This is a genomic window from Oryzisolibacter sp. LB2S (genome assembly GCF_040732315.1).
GTDB lineage: Bacteria > Pseudomonadota > Gammaproteobacteria > Burkholderiales > Burkholderiaceae_C > Alicycliphilus > Alicycliphilus soli.
This window is the reverse complement of record NZ_CP160388.1, coordinates 659,044-685,426: the sequence shown is the minus strand read 5'-3', so window position 1 is coordinate 685,426 and position 26,383 is coordinate 659,044. Positions and strand designations below refer to the sequence as shown.

General features: G+C 68.2%; 24 protein-coding genes. 12 read left to right on the top strand and 12 right to left on the bottom strand.

What is annotated here, in order from left to right:
• Positions 1–100: 100 nt before the first annotated feature.
• The 7 genes from ABUE11_RS03220 to ABUE11_RS03190 form a co-directional block, all read right to left on the bottom strand.
• Positions 101–997: a carbohydrate kinase family protein gene (locus ABUE11_RS03220; protein ID WP_367067646.1), complete on the bottom strand. Its 897-nt coding sequence runs from the start codon at positions 995–997 to the stop codon at positions 101–103.
• Positions 998–1,021: 24 nt separating this feature from the next.
• Positions 1,022–2,398 carry a zinc-ribbon and DUF3426 domain-containing protein gene (locus tag ABUE11_RS03215; protein ID WP_367067645.1) on the bottom strand — a complete coding sequence of 459 codons (1,377 nt, stop codon included), beginning with the start codon at positions 2,396–2,398 and terminating at the stop codon, positions 1,022–1,024.
• A 42-nt stretch (positions 2,399–2,440) separates the two neighbouring features.
• Positions 2,441–3,337 (bottom strand): 50S ribosomal protein L11 methyltransferase, encoded by an 897-nt coding sequence (prmA, locus tag ABUE11_RS03210; protein ID WP_367067644.1) that lies wholly within the window; start codon positions 3,335–3,337, stop codon positions 2,441–2,443.
• 90 nt (positions 3,338–3,427) lie between these two features.
• Positions 3,428–4,777, bottom strand: coding sequence for an acetyl-CoA carboxylase biotin carboxylase subunit (gene accC, locus ABUE11_RS03205; RefSeq protein ID WP_367067643.1), 1,350 nt, complete (start codon positions 4,775–4,777; stop codon positions 3,428–3,430).
• A 15-nt stretch (positions 4,778–4,792) separates the two neighbouring features.
• The gene (gene accB, locus ABUE11_RS03200; protein WP_367067642.1) at positions 4,793–5,254 is read right to left on the bottom strand and encodes an acetyl-CoA carboxylase biotin carboxyl carrier protein; all 462 of its coding nucleotides are present in this window, start codon (positions 5,252–5,254) and stop codon (positions 4,793–4,795) included.
• 109 nt (positions 5,255–5,363) lie between these two features.
• Positions 5,364–5,915, bottom strand: a complete 552-nt coding sequence (locus ABUE11_RS03195) for a TlpA disulfide reductase family protein (RefSeq protein WP_367067641.1) — start codon at positions 5,913–5,915, stop codon at positions 5,364–5,366.
• Positions 5,916–5,934: 19 nt separating this feature from the next.
• Positions 5,935–6,546 carry a hypothetical protein gene (locus tag ABUE11_RS03190; protein ID WP_367067640.1) on the bottom strand — a complete coding sequence of 204 codons (612 nt, stop codon included), beginning with the start codon at positions 6,544–6,546 and terminating at the stop codon, positions 5,935–5,937.
• Between the two features lie 79 nt (positions 6,547–6,625).
• Between ABUE11_RS03190 and mpl the strand changes: the two genes are divergently transcribed.
• Positions 6,626–8,011, top strand: coding sequence for a UDP-N-acetylmuramate:L-alanyl-gamma-D-glutamyl-meso-diaminopimelate ligase (mpl, locus tag ABUE11_RS03185; RefSeq protein ID WP_367067639.1), 1,386 nt, complete (start codon positions 6,626–6,628; stop codon positions 8,009–8,011).
• Between the two features lie 47 nt (positions 8,012–8,058).
• On the opposite strand, the gene ABUE11_RS03180 is transcribed toward mpl, so the two are convergent.
• The 4 genes from ABUE11_RS03180 to rodA form a co-directional block, all read right to left on the bottom strand.
• Positions 8,059–8,370 (bottom strand): hypothetical protein, encoded by a 312-nt coding sequence (locus tag ABUE11_RS03180; protein WP_367067638.1) that lies wholly within the window; start codon positions 8,368–8,370, stop codon positions 8,059–8,061.
• Positions 8,371–8,411: 41 nt separating this feature from the next.
• Positions 8,412–9,527 carry a 3-deoxy-7-phosphoheptulonate synthase gene (locus ABUE11_RS03175; protein ID WP_367067637.1) on the bottom strand — a complete coding sequence of 372 codons (1,116 nt, stop codon included), beginning with the start codon at positions 9,525–9,527 and terminating at the stop codon, positions 8,412–8,414.
• 254 nt (positions 9,528–9,781) lie between these two features.
• Complete coding sequence (gene tldD / locus ABUE11_RS03170) at positions 9,782–11,242, bottom strand: metalloprotease TldD (RefSeq protein ID WP_367067636.1); 1,461 nt, start codon at positions 11,240–11,242, stop codon at positions 9,782–9,784.
• 51 nt (positions 11,243–11,293) lie between these two features.
• A complete protein-coding gene (gene rodA, locus ABUE11_RS03165; RefSeq protein ID WP_367067635.1) occupies positions 11,294–12,478 on the bottom strand; it encodes a rod shape-determining protein RodA in 1,185 nt (394 codons plus the stop codon).
• Positions 12,479–12,513: 35 nt separating this feature from the next.
• On the opposite strand from rodA, the gene ABUE11_RS03160 reads away from it, so the two are divergent.
• The 11 genes from ABUE11_RS03160 to ABUE11_RS03110 all read left to right on the top strand — a co-directional run bounded on the left by ABUE11_RS03160 (position 12,514) and on the right by ABUE11_RS03110 (position 23,461).
• A complete protein-coding gene (locus ABUE11_RS03160) occupies positions 12,514–13,101 on the top strand; it encodes a YqiA/YcfP family alpha/beta fold hydrolase (protein ID WP_367067634.1) in 588 nt (195 codons plus the stop codon).
• Between the two features lie 55 nt (positions 13,102–13,156).
• Positions 13,157–15,238: an RNB domain-containing ribonuclease gene (locus ABUE11_RS03155; protein ID WP_367067633.1), complete on the top strand. Its 2,082-nt coding sequence runs from the start codon at positions 13,157–13,159 to the stop codon at positions 15,236–15,238.
• 9 nt (positions 15,239–15,247) lie between these two features.
• On the top strand, positions 15,248–16,108 hold the full coding sequence (locus ABUE11_RS03150) for a TonB family protein (RefSeq protein WP_367067632.1): 861 nt from the start codon (positions 15,248–15,250) through the stop codon (positions 16,106–16,108).
• 1 nt (position 16,109) lies between these two features.
• Complete coding sequence (gene aroE / locus ABUE11_RS03145) at positions 16,110–16,955, top strand: shikimate dehydrogenase (protein WP_367067631.1); 846 nt, start codon at positions 16,110–16,112, stop codon at positions 16,953–16,955.
• A gap of 19 nt (positions 16,956–16,974) precedes the next feature.
• On the top strand, positions 16,975–17,709 hold the full coding sequence (locus ABUE11_RS03140; RefSeq protein WP_367067630.1) for a transglycosylase domain-containing protein: 735 nt from the start codon (positions 16,975–16,977) through the stop codon (positions 17,707–17,709).
• 15 nt (positions 17,710–17,724) lie between these two features.
• Positions 17,725–18,558: a hypothetical protein gene (locus ABUE11_RS03135; RefSeq protein ID WP_367067629.1), complete on the top strand. Its 834-nt coding sequence runs from the start codon at positions 17,725–17,727 to the stop codon at positions 18,556–18,558.
• Between the two features lie 93 nt (positions 18,559–18,651).
• Positions 18,652–19,200 carry a crossover junction endodeoxyribonuclease RuvC gene (ruvC, locus tag ABUE11_RS03130; RefSeq protein ID WP_367067628.1) on the top strand — a complete coding sequence of 183 codons (549 nt, stop codon included), beginning with the start codon at positions 18,652–18,654 and terminating at the stop codon, positions 19,198–19,200.
• A 260-nt stretch (positions 19,201–19,460) separates the two neighbouring features.
• The gene (locus tag ABUE11_RS03125; RefSeq protein ID WP_367067627.1) at positions 19,461–20,087 is read left to right on the top strand and encodes an ANTAR domain-containing protein; all 627 of its coding nucleotides are present in this window, start codon (positions 19,461–19,463) and stop codon (positions 20,085–20,087) included.
• Positions 20,088–20,277: 190 nt separating this feature from the next.
• On the top strand, positions 20,278–21,579 hold the full coding sequence (locus ABUE11_RS03120; RefSeq protein WP_367067626.1) for a CmpA/NrtA family ABC transporter substrate-binding protein: 1,302 nt from the start codon (positions 20,278–20,280) through the stop codon (positions 21,577–21,579).
• 24 nt (positions 21,580–21,603) lie between these two features.
• Positions 21,604–22,539, top strand: coding sequence for a nitrate ABC transporter permease (gene ntrB / locus ABUE11_RS03115; RefSeq protein WP_367067625.1), 936 nt, complete (start codon positions 21,604–21,606; stop codon positions 22,537–22,539).
• A gap of 109 nt (positions 22,540–22,648) precedes the next feature.
• Positions 22,649–23,461: an ABC transporter ATP-binding protein gene (locus ABUE11_RS03110; RefSeq protein ID WP_367067624.1), complete on the top strand. Its 813-nt coding sequence runs from the start codon at positions 22,649–22,651 to the stop codon at positions 23,459–23,461.
• Positions 23,462–23,572: 111 nt separating this feature from the next.
• On the opposite strand, the gene ABUE11_RS03105 is transcribed toward ABUE11_RS03110, so the two are convergent.
• Positions 23,573–26,365 (bottom strand): molybdopterin-dependent oxidoreductase, encoded by a 2,793-nt coding sequence (locus tag ABUE11_RS03105; RefSeq protein WP_367067623.1) that lies wholly within the window; start codon positions 26,363–26,365, stop codon positions 23,573–23,575.
• Between the last annotated feature and the right edge of the window lie 18 nt (positions 26,366–26,383).

Genomic DNA, 26,383 nt, shown 5'->3' with positions numbered 1-26,383 from the left:
CAGGCCTACAGTCCTCGACCGCCCACTCCGTGACGGTGCAGGCAGCGGCAGGGATCAACAGGCATCGCCTCGGACTTCTTCCCAGGCCGCCAGCCCCGGACTACGCTGGCGTGAAATCGAGCACATAGTTCTGCGGTCCACGCTGAGCGATCTTCAGTGCCCCGAGGCGATTGCCCAGCTCCGCACAGCGCACCAGGGGCCAGCCCTTCTCGAGCCCATAGAGCAGGCCGCCACGCCACGCGTCACCGCAACCGGTGGGGTCGACCACCTGCGCCGGCTTGACCGGGGGGACCTTGGTACTCACGCCTTGCTCCCAAACCTCGCAGCCGTCGGCACCAAGAGTGACGACCAGACCACGCACCTGCTGCGACATCTCGGCCAGCGTCCAGCCGGTCCTGTCGCACAGCATCCTGGCCTCGTAGTCGTTGACCGCAATCCAGCTGGCCTGTGCAATGAAGCCGCGCAGTTCCTCGCCATTGAACATGGGCAACCCCTGCCCCGGATCGAACACAAACGGTATTCCGGCAGCGACAAATTCGGCCGCGTGCTGCAGCATGGCCTCGCGCCCATCGGGCGCAATGATCCCGACATGCGCGCCACAGTCGGGAGCTATGTGGTTTCGGTGTGCCTGCATCATGGCCCCCGGGTGGAATGCCGTGATCTGGTTGTTGTCCAGGTCGGTCATGATCATGGCCTGGGCGGTGTAGGTGTCATCGACCTTGCCCACAAGAGCAGTGTCGATACCAAGCTGCTGCAGTCGGTCCAGGTAGTTGACACCATCGGCCCCCACCATGGCCATGGGCTTGGGCTCACCACCGAGCAGCTTGAGACTGTAGGCAATATTGCCCGCGCAGCCGCCAAAGTCGCGGCGCAGCGTGGGCACGAGGAAGGACACGTTCAGGATATGCAGTTGCTCGGGCAGTATCTGCTCGGCAAACCGCCCTTGGAACGTCATGATGTTGTCAAATGCCAGGGAACCGCAGATCAGCGCTGCCATAGGTCAAGTCGTGAAAGGAAAAGTTCAGGGATAGAAGGCCAGCACGCGGTAGCCTGCCACCTGAGCGGCATCCTGCGTGACCAGCACGGGAAGGGTCGCGCTCCAGCTGGCGCCGGGCTCCAGCTGCACGGGCGCGCCCAATTCCTCGCGCAACAGCACGCGCCGCAGCAGTGTCTGGTCGTGCGCATCCGTCAGGGTGAGTTCCAGCGCGGGCATGGCAACCGCAAGCGTCGAGTTGTTCCTGACGCCGACCTTCAGCTGGTAGGTCTGCGCATCGTCGCGCGCCTTCACAAAGGACGAACTGTCGATGACCACCGCATCAATGCGTCGCGGTGGCTCCAGCGTGCATTGCAACACCGCACAGATCCGCACCATGAGGGCATGCGCATTGGGACTTCGCGCGGCAATGGCGTCACGCTCCTGCAAGGCCACCTGCAAGCCCAGGAGCAGCGCCAGGCACAGCGCAGCCAGGCCCAAGGCCGCGCGCACCCCGGGCCGCTGCCACACGGCATTGCGCCGCGCCGAGGTGACAAAGCTGGGCTCGTCGCCAGAGGTATCGGGGGCTGCCTGGGGGCCATCGAGCAGGGCTTCCGCTGGAAGGACCACGGCTTCCTCGACAGGAATCGGCTCCGACGACAGTGATTCAAGCCCATCAAGCGCGGCAGCCCCTTGATCACGCTCCTCATCACTGCCCGATTCGGTCGCGCCCGGCAACTCCTTCGGCCCGTCATGGCGCGCCTCGGGCGATGCAGCGTCTGCCGCAGTCTCCGCCGCATCCAGCGCATCATCGGGCCAGGATGAGTCCTCTTCGGAGGCTCCGGGCAGCTCATAGCCCACAACCGCCGGCGCGATCGGCGCGCCGTCCATCTGGGCATCGGGCGACGCCTCATGTCGAAGCAAGGCGGACAAGGGGGCCGGACTCAGGTCCGCCTCGACCCGGTCGGCACCGTCGTCGTGATCAATTGCCTGCCCTGCCGTCTCACGGCCCGTGTCATCCCCCACCGCATGCGAGCCACCCTCGATCAACGGCGCGCGCTCGACAAGCAAGGCCGAGACGGACACGGGCTGGTCTGCAGATTCTTCGAGCGCCCGATGCTGCCCGACTTCCTCGGGCATGGCGGATGGTGGCGCACCAGAAGGGAGTTCCGGGAGTTCCGGGAGTTCCGGGAGTTCCGGGAGTTCCGGGAGTTCCGGAGGCTGCGAGACGGCTGTCGCGCTGCGAGCATCCACATCATCACCCGACGATGCCTGCGACAACGGCATGCTGGACAGCATGCACTCGGTCGCATCAAAGACCTGCTTGCACTGCCCACACCGCACCCAGCCATCGGATATCCGCAACTGGTCCGCAACCACCTTGAAGGTCGTTGCGCAGTGGGGGCAGCGGGTGATCTGGCTCATGCGCCGTGGATTGTAGGTGTGCGTCCGCTGTCCGGGCGCCTCTCAGCGGCGCGCCGTCATGAGAATCCAACCGTCCTCGCTGTCGGCCACCTCCAGACGCAGCCAGGGCGCGTAGGCCTCCTGCAGTTCCTGCGCCTGGCGCTCGAGGATGCCGGCGAGCACGAGATGCCCGCCTTCGGCGACATGGGCGCAGAGCAAGGGCGCCAGCACCTTCAGGGGGATGGCGAGGATGTTGGCCACAACCGTCTGGTACAGGCCCTGCGCCTGCTCGGGCAGGCCGGCATGGAGCTGCACGCCATTGGCCTGCGCGTTCTGGCGCGTGGATTCCACCGCGGCCATGTCGATGTCCACGGCATCGATATCCACGGCGCCGAACTTGGCCGCACCGATGGCCAGGATGCCGGAGCCACAGCCATAGTCGAGCACCCGCCCGAGGGCAGCACCACCGCCTTCACCACCCTGGCGCGCGATCCAGCGCAGACACATGCGAGTCGTGGGATGCGTGCCGGTACCGAAGGCGAGCCCCGGATCCAGGCGTATGCTGCGCCGCGCTGCGGCGGGCAGGTCATGCCAGGTCGGCACGATCCAGAAATCCGGTGTGATGGCCACGGGATCGAACTGCGACTGGGTCAGGCGCACCCAATCCTGCTCCGGCACGGCCGCGATTCCAAGCACGCTGCAGTCCTCGAAAAAGTCCTGCGCCTGCAGCAGCCGCACGGCCTCGTCGGCCGCCTGCTGCGTGGCGAACAACGCCGAGAGGCGGCTGCGCTGCCAGCCCTCGCGTGGCGCAGGCATGCCGGGTTCGCCAAACAGGGCCTGCTCGGCCTCGGTCTGTGCATCGGCGTCCTCCACCGAGACGCTCAGCGCCTCCAGCGCGTCGAGCGCGTCACTCAGAATTTCCACCCGGTCCTCGGGGCACAGCAGGCTCAACTCAAACATGGCGGCGTCTTTCGGTTCGTCGATAAAAAAATGCTGGCATCCGTCACCAGATGCCAGCATCCTTGTGCCTTGCGGCACGAGGTTGGCTCATCAGCGCTTGCGCTGTTCCAGCCACTCTTCCAGGTAGTGGATGTTGGTGCCGCCGGCGATGAACTTGGCGTCGACCAACAGCTCCCGGTGCAGATCGATGTTGGTGTTGATGCCCTCGACCACCATCTCCGACAGGGCCGTGCGCATGCGTGCCAACGCCTGCTCGCGCGTGTCGCCGTGCACGATGATCTTGCCGATCATGGAGTCGTAGTTGGGCGGCACGTAGTAGTTGCTGTACGCATGCGAGTCCACGCGCACGCCGGGACCACCGGGCGCATGCCACATGGTTATGCGGCCGGGCGAGGGAATGAACTTGTAGGGATCCTCGGCATTCACGCGGCATTCGATCGCGTGACCCTGGATCTGGATCTGGCGCTGCGAAAACGGCAGCTTCTCGCCCGCGGCCACCATGATCTGCGTGCGCACGATGTCCACTCCCGTGATCCATTCGGTCACCGGATGCTCCACCTGCACACGCGTGTTCATCTCGATGAAGTAGAACTCGCCGTTCTCGTACAGGAACTCGAACGTGCCCGCACCGCGGTAGCCGATCTTCTTGCAGGCCGTCACGCAGCGCTCGCCGATGCGCTCGATGAGCCTGCGCGGAATACCGGGCGCGGGCGCCTCTTCGATGACCTTCTGGTGGCGCCGCTGCATGGAGCAGTCGCGCTCGCCCAGGTACACGGCGTTGCGATGCTTGTCGGCCAGCACCTGGATCTCGATGTGGCGCGGGTTCTGCAGGAACTTCTCCATGTACACGGCCGGGTTGCCAAAGGCCGCGCCCGCCTCCGCCTTGGTCATCTGCACGGCATTGACCAGGGCCGCCTCGGTGTGCACGACGCGCATGCCGCGGCCACCGCCGCCGCCCGCAGCCTTGATGATCACGGGGTAGCCGATGCTCTTGGCGATGCGGCGGATCTGCACGGGGTCGTCGGGCAGTTCACCGTCCGAACCCGGCACACAGGGGACACCGGCCTTGATCATGGCCTGCTTGGCCGAGACCTTGTCGCCCATGATGCGGATGTTCTCGGGCGTGGGGCCGATGAACTGGAAGCCGCTCTTTTCCACACGCTCGGCAAAGTCGGCGTTCTCGGAGAGAAAGCCATAGCCGGGATGGATGGCCTCGGCGTCCGTCACCTCGGCGGCCGAGATGATGGCCGGCATGTTGAGATACGACAGCGGCGAGGGTGCCGGGCCGATGCACACAGCCTCCTCGGCGAGCTTGACGTACTTGGCGTCGCGGTCGGCTTCGGAGTACACCATCACCGCCTTGATGCCCATCTCGCGACAGGCGCGCTGAATGCGAAGGGCGATCTCCCCTCGATTCGCAACCAGAATTTTCTTGAACATGAGCGTCGATCCGCCTTATTCGATCACGAACAGGGGCTGACCGTATTCCACCGCCTGACCGTTCTCGCCCAGGATGCGCGTGACCGTGCCGGACTTGTCGGCCTCGATCTCGTTGAGGATCTTCATGGCCTCGATGATGCAGATGGTCTCGCCCTCCTTGACCTGGCTGCCCACCTCCACAAAAGGCTTGGCACCGGGGCTGGGCGCGCGGTAGAAGGTGCCCACCATGGGCGACTTGACGACATGGCCCGTGGGGGCGGCAGCGGCGGCGGCGGGCGCAGGCAGCTCAGCCACCGGCGCAGCAACGGGCGCGGCCGCGGCGACGGGCGCCTGCACGGGAGCAGCGACGAACTGCTGCACCACGGCAGCCCCGCCCTTGACGATGCGAACCTTGCCCTCGGCCTCGGTGATCTCGAGCTCAGAAACATTGGACTCGGACACCAGGTCGATCAGGGTCTTGAGTTTTCGCAAATCCATGGGAACTCCAACGGCTAGAAACAGAATGGGGGGCGAATTTACCTTAATTTCAGGCTATTTCGCCGAACACCGTCAAATTGTCACCATCTCCATTGAGGAAACGCAGCTTTCAGAGTCTTTCGGCCCAGCTTTTGAGGTCTTGCTCCCTCAATTGGCCGATTTTACGCCTTGATATGCTTCCATCTGCTGCAAACATCACCGAAAACGGCAGACCGCCCTTGTCATTGCCCAGTGCCCTGGACAGCTGCGTACCCCCTGCTCCGCCAAGCACCACAGGAAAGTCCAGCGGCATGCGCTGCAGAAACTTGCCAACATTGGCGGGCTGATCGATGGCCAGGCCCAGCACCTGCCAACCCTTTGCGCGGTGCTCGCCATAGAAGGCATTGAGCAGTGGCAGTTCCTGAATGCAGGGAGGGCACCAGGTGGCCCAGAAGTTCAGCAACAGGGGCCGACCACGCAGTGCAGCCATGTGCTGGGGCTGGCCGTCCAGCCCCTCGAAGCTGGCGCTCCAGAAGGCGCTCTCCGCCCCTTCACTCACCTCCCCAGGCCGCAGGCGCCACAGGGCCAGCCCCGCGCCACCCAGACCGGCCGCTGCGCCCGCCCCCCATATCAACAAATTCCTGCGCCGTGCACCGGCGCGCGAATCCAAACTGGTGTTCATGCTGCAATAGACAAAAACGTCACGACTCGGTGACCGACGAAGAGGTCTGCGCGAGCAGCCGGCGGACCGCCGCCGCATCACCCCGCGGAGCCCGGCCACGCGCATCCGGGCGCAATGCGCCGCGCAAATCGTCCAGGTCGTAGATCAGGAAATGCACGCCGACCTCCTCGTCGAGGGTCGGACAGCGGCAGCTCATGCTCAGCACATCGATCTGCTCGCCACGCATGCCCGCCATGCTGCCCACCTCGTAGCTCACACGCTGATTGATGAGCGAGATCTCTGCCGACTTGGAGTCATCGCAGAACAGCGCGATATGAATATCCGACAGGCGCGTGGCCGTGCCGTACCACACGGCGCCGCCCAGATAGGGGCGAAACTCCTGCATGCGCTCCATCCATGCCAGTGCCAGCTCGCGCAGCGCGCACAGCTCCATGGGCTGGGTCTGCGCGCAGAACAGGGCAATGAACTCGCGCACCGCGTCCTCGACGAGGTCATTGCCGGGCAGCGCCGTGCGCGCCGGCAGGCCCAGCTGCCTGATGGCGCGGCGCTTGGCCGGCCCCCACTCCAGCCCCTCCTCGACCACCAGGCGGGCGGCGGTGTTGGCAATTTCGACAGACAGCGCGGGTTCCATGACGGCGGTAGCTTTGGGGTATGAACCGCCGATTGTCGCCTCATCGGGGCGATGGCGATTGCTCCCTAGAATCGGCCCCATGCATATACATATTTTGGGCATCTGCGGCACCTTCATGGGCGGCCTGGCCGCGCTCGCGCGCGAGGCCGGCCACCACGTCACCGGCTGCGACAGCGGCGTCTACCCCCCCATGAGCGACCAGCTGCGCGCCCTGGGGATAGAACTCGTCGAGGGCTATGGCGCGGACCAGCTCGCGCTCCAACCCGACATGTTCGTGGTTGGCAACGTGGTCAGTCGCGCCCGGCTGGCCGACGGCACGCCGAAGTTCCCGCTCATGGAGGCCATCCTCGACGCGGGCGCACCCTACACCAGCGGGCCGCAGTGGCTGGCCGACCAGGTGCTGGCCGGCCGCCACGTGCTGGCCGTGGCGGGCACGCATGGCAAGACCACCACCACCTCGATGCTGGCCTGGATCCTCGAATGCGCGGGCCTCACACCCGGCTTTCTCGTGGGCGGCGTGCCCATGAACTTCGGCATCTCGGCGCGCCTGGGCGCTCCTGCCGCCGGGCAGGCGCGGCCGCTGTTCGTGATCGAGGCCGACGAGTACGACACGGCCTTCTTCGACAAGCGCAGCAAGTTCGTACATTACCGCCCGCGCACGGCGGTGCTGAACAACCTGGAGTTCGACCACGCCGACATCTTCGACGATCTGGGTCAGATCGAGCGCCAATTCCACCACCTGGTGCGCACCGTGCCGCCCTCGGGCCGCGTGGTGGTCAACGGGCTGGAGGAAAGCCTCACACGCGTGCTGCACGCCGGCTGCTGGAGCCAGGTGGCAAGTTTTGGCGCAGCCGTGAGCGACTTTGCGGCGCGCGGCGAGCCGCATGACTTCGAGGTGCTGCGCCGTGGCGAGCCAGTGGCGCGCGTGCAGTGGCAGCTCACCGGCGTGCACAACCAGCTCAACGCGCTGGCCGCGATGGCCGCCGCCGAGCATGTGGGCGTGGCGCCCGCGCATGCGGCCCAGGCGCTGGCGCGCTTCGAGAACGTGCGCCGGCGCATGGAGCTGCGCGGCACGGCGCGCGGCATCAGCGTCTATGACGACTTTGCCCACCACCCCACCGCACTACGCACCACGCTCGACGGCCTGCGCCGACGCCTCGGGACCGAGGCGCGCATCCTCGCGGTGTTCGAGCCGCGCAGCAACACCATGAAGCTGGGCACGATGAAGTCGCAGCTGCCCTGGGCGCTGGAGCAGGCCGACCTGGCCTTCTGCCACACCGCCGGGTTGGACTGGGACGCGGCCGAGGCGCTCGCGCCCATGGGCGAACGCGCGCACACGGCCGGCGACATCGCAACGCTGCTCGCGCAGATCACGGCCGCTGCCCGGCCGGGCGATCACATCGTCTGCATGAGCAATGGCAGCTTTGGCGGCATACACGCCAGGCTGCTCGAAGCACTTCGATAAATATAGCTGCCGGCGCTTATAGGACAGGCGTCAACAGCCATTTTTCCTTAGAACGTCACGGCCATGGCCGGCACGTCCACGCGCACCACGGGGCGCGCGAGGGCGGCCACGGCGGCGCCGGCAAAGCGTGCCGACCAGACCGGGTCGGCCATCAGGCCGGCGCCGGCGGCCGCGGCCACGGTCAGCACCTTGTCGGCCAGCAGCACCTTGCCGCTGGCGCGCAGGGGCTCGCATTCCAGGCGCACAAATTCGTCATCGAGCCAGCGGCGCGCCTCCTCGTGCGTGAGCTTGGGGGCGGACTCGGCATCCAGGGTGAACTCCTGGCCCGGCGACAGGGTGACGAACACTTCGCTTTGCATAGGTGCCTTTCGTGACGTAGGTGTTGACTTGCGCGCGCAGCTTACACCGAGCGGCGCGCCTGCACGGCTGCGGCAAGCTCGGCCAGGCAGGCCACGGAATCATCCCAACCCAGGCAGGCATCGGTGATGCTCTTGCCATATTCGAGCTTCGCCGGATCGTCCTTGCCGGGCGTGAACTTCTGCGCGCCGGCCTGCAGATGGCCCTCGATCATCACGCCGAACACGCTGCGCGAGCCGCCCGCGATCTGCGCCGCGATGTCGTGCGCCACATCGCGCTGGCGCTCGTGCTGCTTGTTGCTGTTGGCGTGACTGCAGTCCACCATGAGCGTGGCCGGCAGGCCCGCGGCCGCCAGGTCCTTGCAGGCCGCGGCGACGCTGGCCGCGTCGTAGTTGGGCGCCTTGCCGCCGCGCAGGATCACATGGCAGTCCTTGTTGCCCGCCGTGCGCACGATGGCCACCTGGCCGTTCTTGTGCACCGACAGGAAGTGATGGCCGCGGCTGGCGGACTGGATGGCGTCGGTGGCGATGCGGATGTTGCCGTCCGTGCCGTTCTTGAAGCCGATCGGCGCCGAGATGCCCGAGGCCAGCTCGCGGTGCACCTGGCTCTCGGTGGTACGCGCGCCGATCGCGCCCCAGCTGATCAGGTCACCGATGTACTGCGGGCTGATCACGTCCAGGAACTCGCTGGCCGCGGGCACGCCCAGGCGGTTGATGTCGATGAGCAGCTGGCGCGCGATGCGCAGGCCCTCGTCGATGCGATAGCTGCCATCCAGGTAGGGGTCGTTGATCAGCCCCTTCCAGCCCACGGTGGTGCGGGGCTTCTCGAAGTACACGCGCATCACCACCTCGAGCTGGTCCTTGTACTGCTCGCGCACGGCCTTGAGCCTCTTCGCGTATTCCAGCGCCGCCTCGGGGTTGTGGATGGAGCAGGGGCCGATGATGACGAGCAGGCGGTCGTCCTCGCCGTTCATGATGCGCTGGATGTTGCGGCGGGTGTTGCCGATCAGCGCCTCGACCTCGGACCCACGGATGGGGAAGAAGCGGATCAGGTGGTCGGGAGGGGGAAGCACGGTGATGTCCTCGATGCGTTGGTCGTCGGTCTGGCTGGTCTTGTCGACGCTGCGATACCAGGCATCGGTGGTGGGGGTGGTGGTCATGGGGCGTCCTTGGGAATGAATGGATGAGACGGAAACGGGGGCAAAAACAAAAAAACCGCCGGGCTTTTCAGCTTCGGCGGTTCTTTGGAGAAGGGGCTCGGTCAGGGTGCGCGTCTACCTCTCTCATCCGCCATGGACAGAGAACCAAAAGTAAAAGTAAAACGCGCTACGGATCGACATGCGCACCAATGTAGCACGATTTGTCGCAGTGCAACATAGGGAAATCGTTTCCATGGTGCTACAACCCTCGGCGCTCAGGCCGTGCCGCCCACGGTGATGCCATCGATGCGCAGGGTCGGCTGGCCCACGCCCACGGGCACGCTCTGGCCCTCCTTGCCGCAGGTGCCCACGCCGCTGTCCAGCCGCATGTCGTTACCGATCATGCTCACCTTCTTGAGCGACTCTGGGCCGCTGCCGACGATGGTCGCGCCCTTGACGGGGTAGAGGATCTTGCCGTCCTCCACCCAGTAGGCCTCGCTGGCCGAGAACACGAACTTGCCGCTGGTGATGTCCACCTGGCCGCCACCGAAGTTGGTGGCGTACAGGCCGCGCTTGATGCTGGCGACGATCTCCTGCGGGTCCTTGTCGCCGCCGAGCATGTAGGTGTTGGTCATGCGCGGCATGGGGATATGGGCGTAGCTCTCGCGCCGGCCGTTGCCCGTGGGCGCCTGGCCCATGAGGCGCGCGTTCATCGCGTCCTGGATGTAGCCCTTCAGGATGCCGTCCTCGATGAGCACGTTCTTCTGCGTGGCGTGTCCCTCGTCGTCCACGTTGAGCGAGCCGCGGCGGTCGGCAATCGTGCCGTCGTCGAGCACCGTCACGCCCTTGGCCGCCACGCGCTGGCCGATGCGGCCGCTGAAGGCGGAGGAGCCCTTGCGGTTGAAGTCGCCCTCCAGGCCATGGCCCACGGCCTCGTGCAGCAGCACACCGGGCCAGCCCGGGCCGAGCACCACGGTCATCTCGCCGGCCGGCGCGGGGCGCGACTCCAGGTTCACCAGCGCGGCGTTGACGGCCTCGTCCACGTACTGGGCAATCTGCTCGTCGCTGAAATAGGCCAGGCCAAAGCGCCCGCCGCCGCCGGCCGAGCCCACCTCGCGCCGCCCGCCCTGCTCGGCGATGACGGTGATGGACATGCGCACCAGCGGGCGCACGTCGGCCGCCAGGGTGCCGTCGGCGCGCGCGACCAGCACCACGTCGTACTCGCTGGCCAGACCCGCCATGACCTGCACCACGCGCGGGTCCTTGGCGCGGGCGCGCTGCTCGGCGCGCTCCAGCAGCTGCACCTTGGCCGTGCTGTCCATGGTGGCGATGGGGTCGATGTGCGGATAGAGCGACCGGCTTTTAGCTATCTTTTCGGCAGCTACTCGCGCCCGCCCCGATTGGGCTGCAGCCGAAATCGACCGCACGGTACGCGCGGCATCGAGCAGCGAGGCCTCGGAGATGTCGTCGGAATAGGCGAAGGCCGTCTTCTCGCCGCTGACGGCGCGCACGCCCACGCCCTGGTCGATAGAGAACGAGCCCGTCTTGACGATACCCTCCTCCAGGCTCCAGCCCTCGCTGCGCGTGTACTGGAAGTACAGGTCGGCGTCGTCGACACGGTGCGCGCGGATTTCGGCCAGGGCACGGCCAAGGTGGGTTTCATCCAGGCCGAAGGGCGTGAGCAACAGCTCGCGCGCCACGGCCAGGCGCTCAAGGGTGGGTTCGCGGGAGATCATGCGGCGATTGTAGGCAGGCGCCGCAGGCCGCGCGGCCCGCGGGCACGGCACCTACAGAGTCGTCTGCATGGACTCGGGCGGATCCTCGTCCGGCTGTCGGCGCGCGCGCGCCACCGACATCAGCACGCCCAGGGCCAGCCCCAGCGTGACCATGGCCGTGCCGCCATAGCTGACAAACGGCAGCGGCACCCCCACCACGGGCAGGATGCCGCTGACCATGCCCATGTTCACAAAGGAATAAGTGAAGAAGATCATGGCCACGGCCCCGGCCATGAGGCGCCCGAACAGCGTGGTGGCGCCGGCGGCGATCGCCAGCCCACGCCAGACCAGCAGCACGAAGCCCGTGATGAGCACGAGGTTGCCCACGAGGCCGAACTCCTCGGAATAGGCGGCGAAGATGAAGTCGGTCGTGCGCTCGGGGATGAACTCCAGATGCGTCTGCGTGCCCGACATGAAGCCCTTGCCCCAGAGCCCGCCCGAGCCGATGGCGATCATGCCCTGAATGATGTGAAAACCCTTGCCCAGCGGGTCGCGCGTGGGGTCGAGCAGCGTGCACACGCGCTGCTGCTGGTACTCGCGCAGCACCACCCAGCGCACGCCCTCGGCGCACAGCTCGGGCTCGAACCAGACCACCAGCCCAATGCCCAGCAGCCCCAGCAGCACCGGCGGCGCCACCAGGCGCCAGGGCAGGCCGGCAAAGAAGATCACCGACAGCCCGGATGCCATCACCAGCAGCGAGGTGCCCAGGTCCGGCTGCTTCATGATCAACCCCACGGGGATCATGAGCAGCACGCCGGCCACGACGAAGTCCGGCGCGCGCAGCTGGCCCTCGCGCTTCTGGAACCACCAGGCGAGCATGAGCGGCATGGCGATCTTCATGATCTCGCTGGGCTGTATCACCACGCCCACATTGATCCAGCGCTGCGCCCCCTTCTTGGTGATGCCAAACAGCGCCACCGCCACCAGCAGCGCCACGCCCAGCGTGTACAGCGGCACGGCCAGCAGCATCAGGCGCTGCGGCGGCACCTGCGCCACCAGAAACAGGATGCCCGCCGCCAGCAGCATGTTGCGCCCATGGTCATAGAAGCGCGTGCCATGGTCGTAGCCGGCCGAATACATGGCCACGAGACCTATGCCCGAGAGCATCAGCAGCAACAGGATGAGCGGCCAGTCAAAGCCACCGAACAGCGGCCAGATGCGTTGCAGCAGGGAGGGTTTGTCGAAGGCGTCGGACATGGGGGCGCCATTATCCAGCGCCCGATAATCCCCCCATGCCCGCCACCCACCTGCTCTACCTGCACGGCTTTCGCTCCTCGCCCCAGTCCACCAAGGCACGCCTGGTGGCCGACCATGTCGCGCGCCACCACCCCGACCTGTTCTTCTGGTGCCCGCAGCTGCCCCCCTCGCCGCGCGAGGCCATGGCGCTGGTGCAGGACGGCATCGCCCACTGGCCCCGGAGCAGCGCCATGGCGGTGATCGGCTCGTCGCTGGGCGGCTACTACGCGAGCTGGGTGGCACACCAGACGCGCTGCCCCAGCGTGCTGCTCAACCCCGCCATCCACCCGGCGCGCGACCTGGCGCGCCACATCGGCGAGCAGACGGCCTGGCACGACCCCGAGGAACGCTTCTTCTTCCGCCCCGAATACATCGACGAACTCAGGGCGCTGGACGTGAGCCACCTGCCCCCCGCCGGCCCCGAACTGCTCATCGCCGCCCAGGGCGACGAGCTGCTGGACTGGCGTGAGATGGTGGCCCGCTATCCCCGCGCCACGCAGCGCGTGCTGCCGGGTGGCGACCATGCGCTGAGCGACTTTGCGCAGCATCTGCAGGCAACGCTGGATTTTTGCCACTTGGTCTGACCCACCGCCCGCGTGTGGCCGGCGTCGCGGCACGGCATGGGAAAATCCCGCCCCTATGCATGCACTGTTCGACGACGCCGGCAAGTTCCTCGCCGGCCGCATCCTCTCCGAAGCCGAGACCTCGGCGCAGATCGAGCTCGACTCGGGCAAGCGGGTCAAGGCCAAGGCCGCCAACATCCTGCTGAAGTTCGACAAGCCCGCCCCGGCCGAGCTGCTGGCCCAGGCGCGCGAGATCGCCGCCACCATCGAGCTGCCGCTGGCCTGGGAATTTGCCCCCGAGGACGAATTCGGCTTTGCCGATCTGGCGCGCGACTATTTTTCCGCCAACGCCCCCGTGACCGAGCAGGCCGGCATGCTGATCGCGCTGTTCGAGGCGCCGCACTACTTCAGGCGCGCGGGCAAGGGTCGCTTCAAGAAGGCCCCGGCCGAGATCCTGCAGCAGGCGCTGGCCGCCATCGAGAAGAAGAAGCAGATCCAGGCGCAGATCGACGCCTGGGCGGCCGAGCTTGCGGCCGGCACCTGCCCGCAGCCCATACGCGAGCAGCTCTACAAAATTTTGTTCAAGCCCGACAAGAACGCGCCCGAGTACAAGGCCGTGGTCGAGGCCAGCCGCCAGACGCACAAGGCGCCGCTGGCGCTCCTGCAAGAGGCGGGCGCCATCGACTCGTCCTACCAGTTCCACTGGAAGCGCTTTCTGTTCGAGAACTTCCCCAAGGGCACGGGCTTTCCCCCGCTGGCCGCGCCGCAGCCGCCCGAGGATCTGCCGCTGGCCGATGTGCAGGCCTATTCCATCGACGACTCGCAGACCACCGAGATCGACGACGCGCTCTCGGTGCGCGGCCTGGGCACGGGAGTCGTCACCGTGGGCATACACATCGCCGCGCCGGGCCTGGCGATACAGCCCGGCGGCGAGCTGGACAAGCTCGGGCGCGCGCGCCTGTCCACGGTCTACATGCCTGGCTACAAGATCACCATGCTGCCCGACGAGGTGGTGCAGATCTACACCCTGGACGAGGGCCGCGCGAACCCGGCCGTCTCGCTCTACGTGACGGTGGACGAGGCCACGCTGGCCATCACCGCCACCGAGACACGCCTGGAGCGCGTGCCCGTGGCCGTGAACCTGCGCCATGACCAGCTCGACCACATCGTCACCGAGGCCTGGCTGCAGGACCACAGCATTGAGCATGAAAACACGCCCCAGGCCTTGCTGGACCTGCGCTGGCAGCTCTCGTTTTTGTACCGATTTGCGAAGCAGCTCAAGGCCGGGCGCGAGCAGGTGCGCGGCAAGCCCGAGAGCTTCAACCGGCCCGACTACAACTTCCGCCTGGAGGGCAATGGCAAGGCCGAGCCGACGGGCAACGAGACGGTGCGCATCAGCACGCGCCAGCGCGGCGCGCCGCTGGACCTGATCGTGGCCGAGGCCGCCATCGTCGCCAACAGCCACTGGGGCCAGATGCTGGCCGACCACGGCGTGCCCGGCATCTACCGCAGCCAGGCGAGTCTGGCGCCCGGCATCAAGGTGCGCATGAGTACCAAGGCGCTGCCGCATGCCGGCATGGGCGTCAAGTGCTACACCTGGGCCACCTCGCCGCTGCGTCGCTATGTGGACCTGGTCAACCAATGGCAGATCATCGCCTGCGCGCGCCACGGCAAGACCGCTGCGCTGGCCGCGCCCTTCAAGCCCAAGGACGCCGAACTGTTCTCCATCATCAGCAGCTTTGACGCCACCTACAGCGCCTACAACGGCTACCAGGCCGGCATGGAGCGCTTCTGGACGCTCAAGTACCTCGAGCAGAACGGCATCACCGAGATCGACGCCACCGTCATCCGCGACGGCATGCCCGGCGGCGACTTCCTGGTGCGCGCCGACAGCCTGCCGCTGGTGCTGCCCGTGCTCGGCGCCCAGGGTCTGTCGCGCGGCGCGCGCGTGCGCGTCAAGCTCGGCCAGATCGACGAGATCACGCTCGACGTGAACGGCACGCTGCTCGCGCGCCTGGACGACCCGCTCGATGCGAGCGACGACGGCCCCGTGGACGAGGACGAGGACGACACCGTGGCCGGGCCTATCGCCATTGCGGTGGACATCAACGAAACCGATGGCGCGGGCAGTGAAACCGGCGCCGGCCAGCCCGGATAATCGCTGGCCGTGAACCCGACCAGCCCCCTTCGCCGCCTGAGCACCCTGCAGATCGCCCTGGGTGTGTCCGTGGCCATCCATGCGCTGCTGCTCACGGTGCGCTTTGTCGATCCCGAGCGCTTCAACCGCGTGTTCGAGGACACGCCGCTCGAGGTCATCCTGGTCAACGCCAGAACCAGCGAACGCCCCGAGAAGGCCCAGGCCATCGCCCAGGCCTCGCTCGCCGGTGGTGGCGATGCCGCGAGCGGCCGTGCGAGCAGCCCCATGCCCTACTCGGCCCTGACCTCGATCGGCGACGACCTCGAGGAGGCCCAGCGCAAGATGGACCAGATGCTCGAGCAGCAGACCCAGCTGCTCGCCCAGGTGCGCCAGCAACTGGCCATGCTGCCCCAGCCCGACCTGCGCAAGGCGAGCGAGAGCACCGAGCGCCAGGCGCAGGACGAAAAGCGCCGCCAGCTCGTCAAGCTGCTGGCCGAGATCGAAAAGCGCATCAACGAGGAAAACGCGCGCCCGCGCAAGCGCTACATCAGCCCCGCCACGCGCGAGGAGGTCTACGCCGTGTACTACGACGCGCTCCGGCGCAAGGTCGAGGACAGGGGCACGCAGAACTTCCCCGAGCAGGGCGGCAAGAAGCTCTATGGCGAGCTGGTCATGATCGTCACCGTCAACCACGACGGCCGCGTGCTCGAGACCGAGGTCGTGCAGGGCTCGGGCAACCGCCTGCTCGACCGCCGCGCCGAGGCCATCGCGCGCGCGGCCGGGCCGTTCGGCCACTTCGGCCCCGCCATGCGCGCCAAGGCCGACCAGATCGCCGTGGTCTCGCGCTTCAAGTTCACGCGCGAGCAGACCCTGGAAACCTCCGTGCGCTGAGATGACCGCCCCCGACCTCTACTGCGTGATGGGCAACCCCATCGCCCACAGCCGCTCGCCCTGGATACACGCGCGCTTTGCCGCCCTCACGGGCGAGGCCATGCACTACGAGCGCCGCCTGGTGCCCGTGGACGGCCTTGCCCAGGCGCTCGGCGAGTTCGCCGCCGCGGGCGGGCGTGGCTGCAACATCACCGTGCCCTTCAAGCTCGAGGCTGCGCGCCTGGCCCAGCATTGCAGCGAGCGCGTGCGCCTGGCCGGCGCGGCCAACACCCTGAGCTTCAAGGACGGCGCCATCCACGCCGACAACACCGACGGCCTGGGCCTGGTGGCCGACATCGAACAGGGCGCGGGCGTGCAGCTGGCCGGGCGCGACCTGCTGCTGGTCGGCGCGGGCGGCGCGGCCGCGGGCGTGCTCGGCCCGCTGCTGCAGCGGCGCCCGCGGCGCATCGCCGTGGTCAACCGCACGGCCGCACGCGCCCAGGCCCTGGTGGCCAGTCACGCGGCCCTCGCATCGCTACAAAATGTAGAGCTTCTCGCGCTTGATATACAAGCTCCAGAGGCCGATTTTGATGTGATCATCAACGCCACGGCCAGCAGCCTCGAGGGGGCGGCCGCCCCCGTGCCCGCGAGCGTGCTGCGCGCGGGCAGCCTGGCCTACGACATGATGTACGGCCCCGCCGCCCAGGGCTTTCTGGACTGGGCCACGCGCCATGGCGCCCAGGCGCGCGACGGCTTAGGCATGCTGGTGCAGCAGGCGGCCGAGGCGTTTGCCATCTGGCGCGGCCTGCGCCCGCCCGCGGGTCAGGTGCTGGGCGAGCTGCGCGCGGCCATCGCGGCCGGCGCCTGACCGCCGCCAAACCGTCCCCATGCGAGCCCTGACGCGCTGGATCGCCCTGGTGCTGCTGGCCTTCGGTGGGCTGCAGCTGTTCTTCGTGCTGCGCATCGCCGCCATGGCCTGGCTGGACCCGCAGTCCACGAGCTTTCAGCGCTCCGAGGCCTGGGCCCAGCTCAGCCAGAGCGGCGACCTGCGCTGGCGCCAGCAATGGCTGCCCTATGCGCAGATCTCCGACCACTTGAAGCGCGCCGTGATCGCCTCGGAGGACGACAACTTCGTGAACCACGACGGCGTGGACTGGGACGCGATCGAAAAGGCCTGGGAGCGCAACGCCCGCGCCGAGGCCCAGGCCGCGAGGCTGCAGGAGCGCGCCCCGGCGCGCCCCCAGCGCGCACCCAGGATCCGCGGCGGCTCCACCATCACCCAGCAGCTGGCCAAGAACCTGCTGCTCTCGGGCGAGCGCAACTACGTGCGCAAGGGCCAGGAATTCGTGCTCACGCTGCTGCTCGAGCGGCTGCTTTCCAAGGAGCGCATCCTCGAGATCTACCTCAACAACGTGGAATGGGGCGCGGGCGTCTTCGGCGCCGAGGCCGCGGCCCGGCATTACTACGGCAAGAGCGCGCGCCAGCTCACGGCCGCCGAGGCCGCACGCCTGGCCGTCATGCTGCCCGCGCCCAAGCGCTTCGAGAAGACGCCCCATTCCGCCTATCTGGCCGGGCGCACGCGCACCATCCTCGCGCGCATGCGCAGCGCGGAACTGCCATAGCCCCCGCCGCCCGACATGAACGCACCCAACCCCGCGCAGCACCGCCCACATCGCCTGCGCAACGCCATGGCCAGCCTCGCAGTGGCACTGCCGCCCGCCCTGCTGCTGGGCGCATTGCTCGCCGCCCTGCTGCCCGGGCCATGGAGCGCTGCCGCGCCCTATGCACTCGCCAGCCTGCTGCCCTGCCTGTGGCTGGGCGCGCACATCGCCCCCCGCCTGATCGCACGCTTTGACAGCGCGCTGCTGCAGGCCCCACCGGGCGCACCATCGAGTGGTTGCGGCAGCACGCACCAGAACGCGGCGCAGCATGCGACATGGAGGGCCCTGCAATCCTGGTGCCAGGCGGGCATGGGCAGCGGACGCGCACCGTTCTGGCAGCCCGCACAACTGCCCGAGGTGACCGAGCGCCTGCGCGTGGCCGTGCTGCGCGCAGGTCGCGGCACGGCTGTGGCCGACCTGGTGAATGCGTTCGCACGGCATCTGGATCGCGACGACGAACTGGCCGCGCTGTCCGCCCGCTCGCGCCTGCAGGCCTGGCGCCTGAAGCTCACCGTGAAATGGCATGAGCTGTGGTGGTGGCGCGCGCGCCACCCCCGCCAGCCCTGGGATTGCGGCCATCTGCTGCAGGCTCCTGAAGCACCGCAGCGGCTCGCCACCTTCACGCCGCGCCGGCCCACGCTCATCATCGCCCGCGAACTCACTGACGACGCGCTGGCACAGGTGCTGCAGGCATTGCGCTGCGCCCAGTCGGGCTACCGCCACCCGGTGCGGCTGCTCATCCTGGATGGCGACGCGCGGCGCTGGCCGCCGGGCACGGAGGCGCTGGGCCCGGTGACGATGATCGAATAGGCCCGGTGGGCGTATCGTGGCAACCGCGAATATCAGTGATATTTCGCTACAGCCCATACCCAGAAAGCGCCAACAGCTCTATAACTGATAGCAATGAGAATCCTCGGAATCGACCCCGGCCTGCAGACCACCGGCTTTGGCGTGGTGGATGTTCATGGTCAGCGCCTGGCCTATGTGGCCAGCGGCACGATACGCACGACGGCGCTGGCGCTCGGTGATCTGCCGGGGCGGCTCAAGGTGCTGTTCGACGGCATCGGCGAGGTCGCCGAGCGCTACCGGCCCGATGCGGCCGCCGTGGAGATCGTGTTCGTCAACGTCAACCCCCAGTCCACGCTGCTCCTGGGCCAGGCACGCGGCGCGGCGCTCACGGCGCTGGTCAACGCCGACCTGCCCGTGGCCGAGTACACGGCGCTGCAGATGAAGAAGGCCGTCGTCGGCCATGGCCGCGCCGCCAAGTCGCAGGTGCAGGAGATGGTGCGGCGCCTGCTCAACCTGCCCGGCCTGCCCGGCACCGACGCGGCCGACGCCCTGGGCCTGGCCATCACCCACGCGCATGCGGGCGCGGCCATGGCGCGCGTGGGCGAGGTGGCGCAGCTCTCGCGCCGCCAGCACGCCATGTACAAGGCCGGGCGCAGCTATTGAGCCTCCCGGGCCCATGCATGGGCCCGGCGCTGGCCAGGCAAGCCCACGGGGCATGCAGTGGGCAGTCGGTAGCTGCTGGCCTGGAGGCTGCATCCCCGCGCAAAGCCATCCTCCCCACCTGGCACCGTCATCCCCGCGAATGCGGGGATCCACAGGTGCGCCGCATGCGCGTGGTGCCGGAGCCTGGATCCCCGCATTCGCGGGGATGACGGGGGTTGGCCGGGGTTGGTGTCGGCGCATTTTTTGCTTGCCTCCATGTCATGGATGAGCAACTTCGCATCGTGGTCGTGGCCCCCGACCTGGCCCCCAGCAACCCGGCCGACGAGCGCGCCATGCGCCAGGCCGAGCGCTCGCGCGCGCTGCGCATAGGCCTGCTGCAGCATGGCTTCAACCTCGTGGCCGTGCTGCCGGCCGATTCGCTGCTGGAGGGGCATCTGACGGCGCTGCAGCCGGACCTGGTCATCGTCGACGCCGAGAGCGAGGCACGCGACACGCTCGAGCATGTGGTGCTGGCCACGCGCGAGGCGCCGCGCCCCATCGTGCTGTTCACCGACGACGAGGACACCACCCATGTCAAGGACGCCATGGCCGCGGGCGTCACGGCCTACATCGTGGCCGGCCTTGCGCCGCAGCGCATACGCCCCATCCTGGAGGTGGCCCTGGCCCGCTTTGCCCATGAGCAGGCGCTGCGCACCGAGCTGGTGCAGGCACGCACCGCTTTGCACGAGCGCAAGCTCATAGACCGGGCCAAGGGCCTGCTGATGCAGCGCCAGTCCATCACCGAGCAGCAGGCCTACGACCGGCTGCGCCGCGCCGCCATGGACCGCGGCCTGCGCGTGGCCGAGGTGGCGCAGCGCATGCTGGACGCGGCAGATCTGCTCGGCTGAGTCAGGGCAGACAAACACTGGCACACCACTTGCTTTAAGTTTTTCAGGCCAACGCAGGTCTGCCCCGCGCACTTTCAACGGCGAAAGCGGCGCACCCCAGGACAAAGGCGTCCTCACGCACCCGGTACCCCACCGGACGGCGTGAGGACGCTTTTTTTTGCCCCGGATTTTTCACAGCAAAGGAACCACCATGACAGAACTGCCCACCCCCACCCCCTCCACCGCCGCCGTCACCACCACTTCCGCGGCCCCCGCCACCGGCCTGCCGCGCCGCCAGTTGCTGCAGGCCGCCGCCGTCGGCGCCGTCGGCATCAGCCCCGCGCTGCGCGCGCTGGTGCATGCCCAGGGCTCGGACGCGCCCGAGAAGAAGGAGGTCAAGATCGGCTTCATCCCGCTGACCGACTGCGCCAGCGTGGTCATGGCCTCGGTGCTGGGCTTTGACAAGAAGTACGGCGTGACCATCACCCCGACCAAGGAGGCGAGCTGGGCCGGCGTGCGCGACAAGCTGGTCAACGGCGAGCTGGACTTCGCCCATGTGCTCTACGGCCTGGTCTACGGCGTGCACCTGGGCACGGCCGGCCCCAAGAAGGACATGGCCGTGCTCATGGGCCTGAACCACAACGGCCAGGCGATCACGCTGTCCAAGGCCCTGGCCGACAAGGGCGCGGTCGATGGCCCGTCGCTTGCCGCGCTGATGGCCAGGGACAAGCGCGAATACACGTTTGCCGGCACCTTCCCCACGGGCACGCATGCGATGTGGATGCATTACTGGCTGGCGGCCGCGGGCATCAACCCATTGTCGGGCGCCAAGCTGATCACCGTGCCGCCACCGCAGATGGTGGCCAACATGCGCGTGGGCAACATGGACGGCTTCTGCGTGGGCGAGCCCTGGAACCAGCGCGCCATCATGGACGGCATAGGCATCACGGCCAACACCACGCAGGACATCTGGCGTGACCACCCCGAGAAGGTGCTGGGCACGACGGCCGACTTCGTCAAGAAATACCCCAACACCACGCGCGCCGTGATGATGGCCGTGCTCGAGGCCAGCCGCTGGATAGACGCCAGCCTGTCGAACAAGACCAAGATGGCCGAGACCATTGCCGCCAAGTCCTATGTGAACACCGGCGTCGATGCCATCAACCAGCGCATCCTGGGCCGCTACCAGAACGGCCTGGGCAAGAGCTGGGACGACCCCAACCACATGAAGTTCTTCAACGACGGCGCGGTCAACTTCCCCTATCTGAGCGACGGCATGTGGTTCCTGACCCAGCACAAGCGCTGGGGCCTGCTCAAGAGCCACCCTGACTACCTGGCCGTGGCCAAGCAGGTCAACCAGGTGGAGCTGTACCGGTCGGTGGCCAGCGCCATGAAGATCAGCGTGCCCAAGGACGCGATGCGCAGCTCCAAGCTGATCGACGGCGTGGTCTGGGACGGCAAGAACCCGGCCCAGTACGCCGACGGTTTCAAGATCAAGGCCCAAGAGGCGTGAACCTTTTTCCGAGAGGAGATCACCATGGTCAGTGCCGTCTTTCATGCCCCGCTGGACTCCAGCGTGGACAACGCAAAAACCATAGCTGCCAGCGCTTCATCCACGGGCGCTGGAGCCCAAAAGGATGCCAAGCCCGTCGAGCCGCCCCCGGCGCGGCCCGCGCGCGACTGGGCCGCCCTCTCGCGCGCCCTGTGGCTCGCGGTGCTCCCGCCCGTGCTCGGCGTGGCGCTGCTCGTCGGCCTGTGGGCGCTGGTGGCCAGCAGCACGGGCGGCAGCATCCCCAGCCCGCACGACACCTGGCTGCAGGCGCAGGAGGTCTTCAGCGACCCGTTCTACCGCAATGGCCCCAACGACCAGGGCGTGGGCTGGAACGTGCTGGCCAGCCTGCAGCGCGTGGCCGTGGGCTTTGGCCTGGCGGCGCTGGTGGGCATTCCCGCGGGCTTTGCCATCGGGCGCTTTGCCTTTCTCGCGCGCATGTTCAACCCGCTCATCAGCCTGCTGCGGCCGGTCTCGCCCCTGGCCTGGCTGCCCATAGGCCTGTTGGTGTTCAAGGGCGCCAACCCCGCGGCCATCTGGACCATCTTCATCTGCTCCATCTGGCCCATGGTCATCAACACCGCCGTGGGTGTGCAGCGTGTGCCGCAGGACTACCTGAACGTGGCGCGCGTGCTGAACCTTTCCGAGTGGAAGGTACTGACCAAGATCCTGTTCCCCTCGGTGCTGCCCTACATGCTGACCGGCGTGCGTCTGGCCGTGGGAACGGCCTGGCTGGTGATCGTCGCGGCCGAGATGCTCACGGGCGGCGTGGGCATTGGCTTCTGGGTCTGGGACGAATGGAACAACCTGAACGTCAAGAACATCATCATCGCCATCTTTGTGATCGGCATCGTCGGGCTGCTGCTCGAACTCGCCCTGGTCAAGCTGGCCACGGCCTTCACGTTTGAAGAGGTCAAGACCTGACCCACCCCTGAGCCGCGCCGGTCGGCGCGTCACCCCCTCAAGGGGGCGCCACCAGTGGCCCGGCAAAGCCGGCTCCACGGTGGCCCTGGCAAATTCAAGGAGCAACATCATGCATGCATCTCTCACTACCAAGTTCATCGAAATCCAGGGCGTGGAGCAGACCTTTCGCACCGCCAAGGGCGTGTTTCCTGCCCTGCGCGACGTGAATCTGACCATCGCCAAGGGCGAGTTCGTGGCCCTGATCGGCCATTCGGGCTGCGGCAAGAGCACGCTGCTCAACCTGATCGCCGGGCTCACCAGCCCCACGGGCGGCGCGCTGCTGTGCGCCAACAAGGAGATCAAGGGCCCGGGGCCCGAGCGCGCCGTGGTGTTCCAGAACCATTCGCTGCTGCCCTGGCTGACCTGCGAAGACAACATCTACCTGGCCGTCGAGCGCGTCTTCGGCGCCCGGGAAACCAAGGCACAGCTGAAGGCTCGCACCGCCGCGGCCCTGGCCCTGGTGGGCCTCACGCACGCGGGCCAGAAGCGCCCGGGCGAGATCTCCGGCGGCATGAAGCAGCGCGTGGGGATCGCCCGTGCGCTGTCCATGGAGCCGCAGGTGCTGCTCATGGACGAGCCGTTTGGCGCGCTCGACGCGCTCACGCGCGCCAAGCTGCAGGACGAGCTGCTGGACATCGTGGCGCGCACGCACAGCACCGTGGTCATGGTCACGCACGACGTGGACGAGGCCGTGCTGCTGTCCGACAAGATCGTGATGCTGACCAATGGGCCCGCGGCCACGATCGGCGAGGTGCTGCAGGTCGACCTGCCGCGCCCGCGCTCACGCGTGGAGCTGGCCGAGGACGCGCGCTACCAGCAGTACCGTAAGGCGGTGATCGACTTCCTCTACACGCGCCAGGGGCATGTGGAGAAGGTGGCCTGACCGCCCCTGCCCTCACGACAGACAGCCCGGTGTCGCCACCGGGCTGTTCTGTTTGGGAAGAGTGTTTGCAACGCGGCCGGCACGGGCAGGGCCTCACGGCCTTGCCCTGCCCTATGCCATGCTGGCCTGCACCATGCGCTGCAGCTGCGGCACGCAGGAGCCGCATTGCGTGCCGCAGCGCAGCTCCTCCTTCAGGCGCGCCAGGCGTGCGCCGGCGTCGCCCGCGCAGGCCTTGAGCAGGCCGGTGATGGCGTTCTCGCCCACGCCCTCGCAGGCGCAGACGGTGGCGCCGCGTGGCGCGAGCGGCTGTGGCGGCTCGGCGCCGGGCTGCAGCAGGGCGCGGCGCAGCGGCTGGGCGTCGTGGCACTCCTGCAGCAGCGGTGCGATCCAGGCGTGGGCGCTCACGTCGCCGGCCAGCAGCATGGCGTGCAGCTGCAGTCCCTTGCCCGCGGGCTCCAGGCGCGCGCGGCGCCACTGGCCGCGGCGCGCGTCGCGGTAGGCCAGCAGCCCCGCGCCCTGCAGGCCGAGCAGGCCGGCGATGCGCTCGATCAGCGCCTCATCGACGGCCTGGTGCGCGGCCGCGCGCAGCTGCAGGCCGCTGCCAACCTCGGCGCGGCCGAACAGGCTGCAGCTCGCAAAGGGGAACTCGTCCATCAGCGCCTCGAGCTGCTGGCGCACGCGCTGCACCTGGGCCAGCGGCAGCCAGGCCTGGGCCCACAGACCCCAGGGCAGCTCGGCCTTGAGCACCTTGATGGCCGCGTGCTTGAGCTCGGGCTGCAGCGATTGCGGGCAGCGCGCGCCGCTGGTCAGGGCGTTGACGCCGGCCAGGCGCCGGCCCGTGCTGCTGGCACCGCCCAGGGCCTCGTCGCCCCAGTGCATGGGCAGAAACACCTGGCCGGGCGCGAGCGTGCCGCTTGCCTGCACCGGCACCACGATGCTGCCGCGCCGGCTCGTAAGGTAGGCCAGGTCGCCGTCCTTCAGGCCCAGGCGCGCCATGTCAGCGGCGTGCATGTCGGCGCGCGGCTCGCTGGCGTGGGCCCAGAGGCTTTCGACCAAGCCGCTGCGGCTCATGCCATGCCACTGGTCGCGCAGGCGCCCGGTGATCAGCGCGAAGGGGTGGCGCGCGTCGGTGGGCTCGGCCACCGTGCCCGGCAACTGCAGGGCAAAGCGCGCGCGGCCGTCGGCGCTGGCAAATTGCCGGTCGGTGTACAGGCGCGCGCGGCCGTGCTTTTCGCCCTCGGGACAGGGCCATTGGCGCGGCGCGATTTCGAGGTCTGCCCAGGTCAGGCCCGTGATGTCGAGGTCGCGCCCGCGCGTGCTCTCGCGGTGCTCGTTCCAGATGGCCTCGGGCCCGTCGTAGGGGAACAGGCTGGGCAGGGCCGCGCGCTCGGGCAAGAGCGGCTGCAGGCGGCGCGCGACCTCGGTGACGATGCGCCAGTCGGCCCAGGCCAGGTCGGGCGCGGGCACGGCGGCGCGCACGCGGGTGATGCGGCGCTCGCTGTTGGTGACCGTGCCTTCCTTCTCGCCCCAGGTGCTGGCGGGCAGCAGCAGGTCGGCGTAGCGCGCCGTGGCGCCGGTGGCGTAGGCGTCCTGCACCACCACGTATTCGGCGCGCTGCAGGGCGCGGCGTACCAGGGCCTGGTCGGGCAGGCTGTGCGCGGGGTTGGTGCAGGCAATCCACAAGAGCTTGATATGACCGTCGGCGGCAGCCTGGAACATTTCGATGGCCGCCTTGCCCGGCGTTGCAGGCACGCTGGGCACGCCCCAGAGCGCGGCGACCTCGGCGCGGTGCTGTGGGTCGGCCAGGTTGCGGTGGGCTGAGAGTGAGTTGGCCAGTGCCCCCACCTCGCGCCCGCCCATGGCATTGGGCTGGCCCGTGAGCGAGAGCGGCCCCGCGCCCGGTCTGCCGATCTGGCCGCAGGCCAGGTGCAGGTTGATGAGGGCGGTGTTGTTGTCCGTGCCGTGGGCGGATTGGTTCAGGCCCTGGCAGTACAGGCTGAGCGTGGGCAGGCGGGCACCGGCCCCTTCGTGCACGCCGGCAAACCAGCGCGCGGCCTGCAGCAAATCTGACGGGGCGATGCCGCAATGGCGCTCGACGGCCTCGGGCGTGGCCTGGGTCACGAGCGCGGCCAGGCCCATCCAGCCCTCGGTGCGCGTGGCGATGAAATCCTCGTCGAGCCAGCCCTGCTCGATCATGCAGCGCAGCATGCCGTGGTAGAGCCACACGTCCGAGCCGGGCCGGAGCGCGAGGTGCAGGTCGGCCAGCTCGGCGCTGTCGGTGCGGCGCGGGTCGCAGACGATGATCCTGAGCGCGGGGTTGGCGCGCTTGGCGTCCTCTATGCGCCGAAACAATATCGGGTGCGCCCAGGCGGGATTGGCGCCGCTGATGAACAGCGTGGCGGCCTGTGCGATGTCCTCGTAGCAGGCGGGCGGTGCGTCGGCGCCCAGCGTGGCCTTGTAGCCGGCCACGGCGCTGCTCATGCACAGGCGCGAGTTGGTGTCGATGTTGTTCGTGCCCAGCAGCCCCTTGGCGAACTTGTTGAAGGCGTAGTAGTCCTCGGTGAGCAGCTGGCCCGAGACATAGATGCCCACGGCGTCGGGGCCATGCTCACGCACGGTGTCTGCGAGGCGCCGTGCCAGGCCATCGAGCGCCTGGCCCCAGGCTATGGGGCGCGGGCCTGCGCCGCGCGTCGCACGCTCCTGCGGCTGCAGCAGGCGCACCTGGGGCGCGAGCTCGGGCCGCGCCGTGAGGTGCAGGGTCGAGCCCTTGGAGCACAGCCGCCCCTGGTTGGCCGGATGCTCGGGGTTGCCGCGCACGCCGGTGATGCGGCCGGCCTCGCTCTCGATCAGCACGCCGCAGCCGACGCCGCAGTAGGGACAGGTGGAGGGGGTGATCGTCTTCATGCGCGCGCCAGCCTTTCT

What these genes read in the sequence shown, in the direction of transcription:
- ABUE11_RS03135 (WP_367067629.1), top strand. Translation starts at nt 17,725, where the DNA reads ATGAACGCACCCAACCCCGCGCAGCACCGCCCACATCGCCTGCGCAAC.
- ABUE11_RS03120 (WP_367067626.1), top strand. Translation starts at nt 20,278, where the DNA reads ATGACAGAACTGCCCACCCCCACCCCCTCCACCGCCGCCGTCACCACC.
- ntrB (WP_367067625.1), top strand. Translation starts at nt 21,604, where the DNA reads ATGGTCAGTGCCGTCTTTCATGCCCCGCTGGACTCCAGCGTGGACAAC.
- rodA (WP_367067635.1), bottom strand. Translation starts at nt 12,478, where the DNA reads ATGTCCGACGCCTTCGACAAACCCTCCCTGCTGCAACGCATCTGGCCG.
- ruvC (WP_367067628.1), top strand. Translation starts at nt 18,652, where the DNA reads ATGAGAATCCTCGGAATCGACCCCGGCCTGCAGACCACCGGCTTTGGC.
- accB (WP_367067642.1), bottom strand. Translation starts at nt 5,254, where the DNA reads ATGGATTTGCGAAAACTCAAGACCCTGATCGACCTGGTGTCCGAGTCC.
- ABUE11_RS03140 (WP_367067630.1), top strand. Translation starts at nt 16,975, where the DNA reads ATGCGAGCCCTGACGCGCTGGATCGCCCTGGTGCTGCTGGCCTTCGGT.
- ABUE11_RS03160 (WP_367067634.1), top strand. Translation starts at nt 12,514, where the DNA reads ATGCCCGCCACCCACCTGCTCTACCTGCACGGCTTTCGCTCCTCGCCC.
- ABUE11_RS03175 (WP_367067637.1), bottom strand. Translation starts at nt 9,527, where the DNA reads ATGACCACCACCCCCACCACCGATGCCTGGTATCGCAGCGTCGACAAG.
- ABUE11_RS03155 (WP_367067633.1), top strand. Translation starts at nt 13,157, where the DNA reads ATGCATGCACTGTTCGACGACGCCGGCAAGTTCCTCGCCGGCCGCATC.
- ABUE11_RS03105 (WP_367067623.1), bottom strand. Translation starts at nt 26,365, where the DNA reads ATGAAGACGATCACCCCCTCCACCTGTCCCTACTGCGGCGTCGGCTGC.
- ABUE11_RS03125 (WP_367067627.1), top strand. Translation starts at nt 19,461, where the DNA reads ATGGATGAGCAACTTCGCATCGTGGTCGTGGCCCCCGACCTGGCCCCC.
- ABUE11_RS03195 (WP_367067641.1), bottom strand. Translation starts at nt 5,915, where the DNA reads ATGAACACCAGTTTGGATTCGCGCGCCGGTGCACGGCGCAGGAATTTG.
- tldD (WP_367067636.1), bottom strand. Translation starts at nt 11,242, where the DNA reads ATGATCTCCCGCGAACCCACCCTTGAGCGCCTGGCCGTGGCGCGCGAG.
- mpl (WP_367067639.1), top strand. Translation starts at nt 6,626, where the DNA reads ATGCATATACATATTTTGGGCATCTGCGGCACCTTCATGGGCGGCCTG.
- ABUE11_RS03220 (WP_367067646.1), bottom strand. Translation starts at nt 997, where the DNA reads ATGGCAGCGCTGATCTGCGGTTCCCTGGCATTTGACAACATCATGACG.
- prmA (WP_367067644.1), bottom strand. Translation starts at nt 3,337, where the DNA reads ATGTTTGAGTTGAGCCTGCTGTGCCCCGAGGACCGGGTGGAAATTCTG.
- ABUE11_RS03190 (WP_367067640.1), bottom strand. Translation starts at nt 6,546, where the DNA reads ATGGAACCCGCGCTGTCTGTCGAAATTGCCAACACCGCCGCCCGCCTG.
- ABUE11_RS03215 (WP_367067645.1), bottom strand. Translation starts at nt 2,398, where the DNA reads ATGAGCCAGATCACCCGCTGCCCCCACTGCGCAACGACCTTCAAGGTG.
- ABUE11_RS03180 (WP_367067638.1), bottom strand. Translation starts at nt 8,370, where the DNA reads ATGCAAAGCGAAGTGTTCGTCACCCTGTCGCCGGGCCAGGAGTTCACC.
- accC (WP_367067643.1), bottom strand. Translation starts at nt 4,777, where the DNA reads ATGTTCAAGAAAATTCTGGTTGCGAATCGAGGGGAGATCGCCCTTCGC.
- aroE (WP_367067631.1), top strand. Translation starts at nt 16,110, where the DNA reads ATGACCGCCCCCGACCTCTACTGCGTGATGGGCAACCCCATCGCCCAC.
- ABUE11_RS03110 (WP_367067624.1), top strand. Translation starts at nt 22,649, where the DNA reads ATGCATGCATCTCTCACTACCAAGTTCATCGAAATCCAGGGCGTGGAG.